Raw genomic sequence first — 3,201 nt, 5'->3', positions numbered from 1 at the left:
CTTCCGCAGAGAATTCGCAATTGTACATGTCATGGCTCTACTGAAACTTATGAGTGTAGGGCTAGATTACCCGTCTAACTGGCTCAGGTCGCACGAAATCTGCTATCCCTAATACCGCAATTTATGCCTATAGCAAGTATAATACTCCGATTGAATTGGCTGTGAATCAGAAATCGAGAACGGGGCTTACGCACTACGCCCTAGCCACCCCCTGCCTCAGCAAGCGCAACCTGTTGGTCTGAGACTGATGACGGTCGGCACCGTCGTTTCCGGCCGCCCATGCGCAACTTTGATTATGCCTGGCAGGGGCAACAAGCTGACGATCGCTCGGCCAATCAGCTTCGCAGGAAGGATAGCTCCCGTGCGACACGACAAACGTGACACTCATCACAGATCAATACCATGTCGCCACTCAAATTCGCACCAAGCTGGGGCTCCATTCGGTGGCCGATGTGGTTCGGTGGGCGGTGGAACGGGGGATGGTGGGCTAGGGTCGGTGCGGATGTCGGCGGCGTGCCGCTACCTCGACTGTGTGCAATGAATGGACAATAGTCGCGCCATGCCCATGCCCATGCCAACGACTCATCGCCTGCCAAGCACGACCCGCAGCACACCCTAACCGCCCTGAAGGTTTTGCGACCGTTCGGCCTGCGCCTTACCTTTGCCGATGGGTCTACGTTATCCGTCCATCTGGCCTCGACCATCCGCACTCATCGGGCACTGGCCGCGCTCGCCGAGCCCGCGCTCTTCACCGCAGCGCGCCTGGACTCGCGCGGCGGATACGTGGTCTGGATCGAAGACGACCTGGAGATGGCCGCCGACAACCTCCGTAGCCTCGCCATAGAGCAGGCCGGTGGGATTGGTCACGAGCGCCTGGCGAATTGGATGGCCGAGCATAGACCGGACACGCGCGGAGTGATCCGCGATGGGCAGACCCACCCGGTGACCTTGGAGAGCGTGATCGGGCTCTTCCACCAACGCGCAACTGCCGAAGAATCGCCATACGCTTTAATGCCTTGGACCTGCACGATATCTACGCGACCCTCGGGTATTACCTCCGTCATCGCCAGCAAGTGCAACTCTACCTGGCTCGTCAGGAGCAAGGCTCGCTAGCGGCACGGCGCGAGGCCCACGACCAAGTTCCGCGAGCGCCTCGACCGATGATGGCGGGTTCTCGGCGGTACTCTGCGTTCCCGCTGACGGGAACCTCGGCGGGCACATGCCGCGCGGCATCCTGCGGCGCGCCTTGTCCGTAGATTCGCGTACAGCACTATAGGCGAATATACGGACGTCTTGACACTTGTTCGTGGGCTAACTTAGGCAGCGAGCGGGCGAGGAGGAATGCGGAACATTTGGCCTCGGCCTCGGATGGTCGTTGAGCGGGTGCGCGTTGAGGGTAGCAGTTGGCGTTGGTCGGTTTGGCTGGGTGTTGGATTGCAAGACCTGACCCCATCGTTTTTTCTTGACGCAAGACCTGACCCCATCGTTTCTTGACGCATTTCAGCACCGACATGATCCCCAAATCGTCCGGTCGCTACGATTGCGGGATCCCTATAGACTGGCGACCACTGATGTAGGAGTAAATGCCAATGAAGAAGTCTATATTTTGCTTAGGGCTCATGATCTCGACTTTGGCCATTTTTTCGACTCCGTAAGTCCCGTCGGATCAGGAGCTTGCGCAGGCGCGAAAAATTCGCGAGGGGTTCATGTTCGGCACCTCGCGCCGCCTGACCCCCTCTAAATTTCCGCCTCTACGATTTCTCAGGCGGTTACGCGCGTAGGCAGGACGAAAAATGGCCAAAGTCGAGATGATGTCATCAAACATGGCTCTTGCAGGCTCTGATTATCAATTATTCCAGAAATTAAGCGCCGAGTGGTGGCAATGGGCGCTTTCGATACCCACATCGCAGAATCCCCAACTCGATAGCACCGGGGAAGATTGCATGATAGGACAACAGGGGTCGATATGGTTCTTGGCAGGGGTCTTTGGAGGTGGAGAGGCCACACGCACCTGCTCCGTGCCTGAAGGCAAGGAGCTTTTCTTCCCGGTCGTTAACTCCGTGTGGTTTAACACCCCGAATGTGTGCGGGCAGGGTCCGGAGAATATTCCTGTCAAGGACTTACGTGCTTTTAGTGCCAACTTCATCGACGGGATCACGGAAGTATCAGTTGAACTTGATGGCAGATCGGCTGGTTATGTGCGTCGCGTACGGTCCAGGGTATTTGAAGTCGCGCTGCCAGGAGATAATGTATTTGATCCACTATGCAATCCCGACGACGTCCCGGCAGGGATATTCTCGCCGGCGGTCGATGATGGATATTATGTGAAGCTCAGGCCTCTAAAAATCGGGGTTCACACACTGCAGTTACGTGCAGAAACGGCCGAAGGTGTCGCACAGGACGTGACGTATCACCTGACTGTTGTGCCAGTATCAAGGAGATGAGCGCAAGAGCCCGGTGCTGCCCCTTGAACGCCTTCCTGGTAGCACCGAGCTCCCTATTTCCCAGCGGGTTGCTGCCGCTGCCCGAGCGCACTGTCGATGACACCACCCACTGCCGCGTTCCGCTGCAACAAGGCTGCCCTGCCGAGCAAACCCTGCGTGGCCTGCGGTCGGCCGATGACCTGGCGCCGCCGCTGGGCCCGCACCTGGGACACCGTGAAGTTCTGCTCCGACGCGTGTCGGCGCGCCAAGGGTGCCCGTGGCTGAGCTGCGCCATCTGGTGCTCGTGCTGGGCGACCAACTCGACCTCGACGCCGCCCAAGACGCGGTGTGGATGGCCGAGGTGATCGAGGAAGCGACCCATGTCTGGTCGAGCAAGCCTCGCACGGTGCTGTTTCTGGCTGCGATGCGCCACTTCGCGCAAGCGTTACGCGCCGGCGGTCGGCCTCTGCATACACCCGGCTGGACGACCCCGCCAACCACGGCAGCCTGCAGGCGCAGTTGCACGCCGACCTCGAACGCCTGCGCCCCACCGGCCTGGTGATGACTGCGCCTGGCGACTGGCGGGTGCTCCAAGCCATAAAGGGCGCGGCGCAGGCCCGGGACCTGCCGCTGGACCTCCGCGAGGACCGCCATTTCTACTGCAGCGTGCGCGAATTCGCGGCGTACGCGCGGGGCCGCAAGTCGCTGCGCATGGAATACGTTTACCGCGAGCTGCGCAAGCGCCACGATGTCCTGATGCAAGGTGACGCCCCGGACG

The 3,201-nt window shown here is 59.9% G+C and carries 3 protein-coding genes and 1 pseudogene; 3 read left to right on the top strand and 1 reads right to left on the bottom strand.

Going from position 1 to position 3,201, the window contains the following annotated elements:
• Window positions 1-678: 678 nt before the first annotated feature.
• Window positions 679-897: a hypothetical protein gene (locus QZY03_RS01640; RefSeq protein ID WP_295577585.1), complete on the bottom strand. Its 219-nt coding sequence runs from the start codon at window positions 895-897 to the stop codon at window positions 679-681.
• Window positions 898-1,793: 896 nt separating this feature from the next.
• Here QZY03_RS01640 and QZY03_RS01635 point away from each other — a divergent pair.
• The 3 genes and pseudogenes from QZY03_RS01635 to QZY03_RS31910 all read left to right on the top strand — a co-directional run.
• Entirely contained in the window at window positions 1,794-2,444 is a 651-nt protein-coding gene (locus QZY03_RS01635) for a hypothetical protein (protein WP_295577583.1), read from the top strand.
• A gap of 96 nt (window positions 2,445-2,540) precedes the next feature.
• Window positions 2,541-2,708, top strand: coding sequence for a DUF2256 domain-containing protein (locus QZY03_RS01630; protein ID WP_295577581.1), 168 nt, complete (start codon window positions 2,541-2,543; stop codon window positions 2,706-2,708).
• Window positions 2,709-2,775: 67 nt separating this feature from the next.
• Window positions 2,776-3,201: pseudogene (locus QZY03_RS31910) on the top strand (cryptochrome/photolyase family protein); the annotation flags it as partial.

Source organism: uncultured Lamprocystis sp. (genome assembly GCF_903933125.1).
In the GTDB taxonomy this organism is placed as follows: Bacteria; Pseudomonadota; Gammaproteobacteria; order Chromatiales; family Chromatiaceae; genus Thiodictyon.
This window is presented reverse-complemented; position numbering and strand designations above follow the sequence as displayed.

What these genes read in the sequence shown, in the direction of transcription:
- QZY03_RS01635 (WP_295577583.1), top strand. Translation starts at nt 1,794, where the DNA reads ATGGCCAAAGTCGAGATGATGTCATCAAACATGGCTCTTGCAGGCTCT.
- QZY03_RS01630 (WP_295577581.1), top strand. Translation starts at nt 2,541, where the DNA reads ATGACACCACCCACTGCCGCGTTCCGCTGCAACAAGGCTGCCCTGCCG.
- QZY03_RS01640 (WP_295577585.1), bottom strand. Translation starts at nt 897, where the DNA reads ATGCTCGGCCATCCAATTCGCCAGGCGCTCGTGACCAATCCCACCGGC.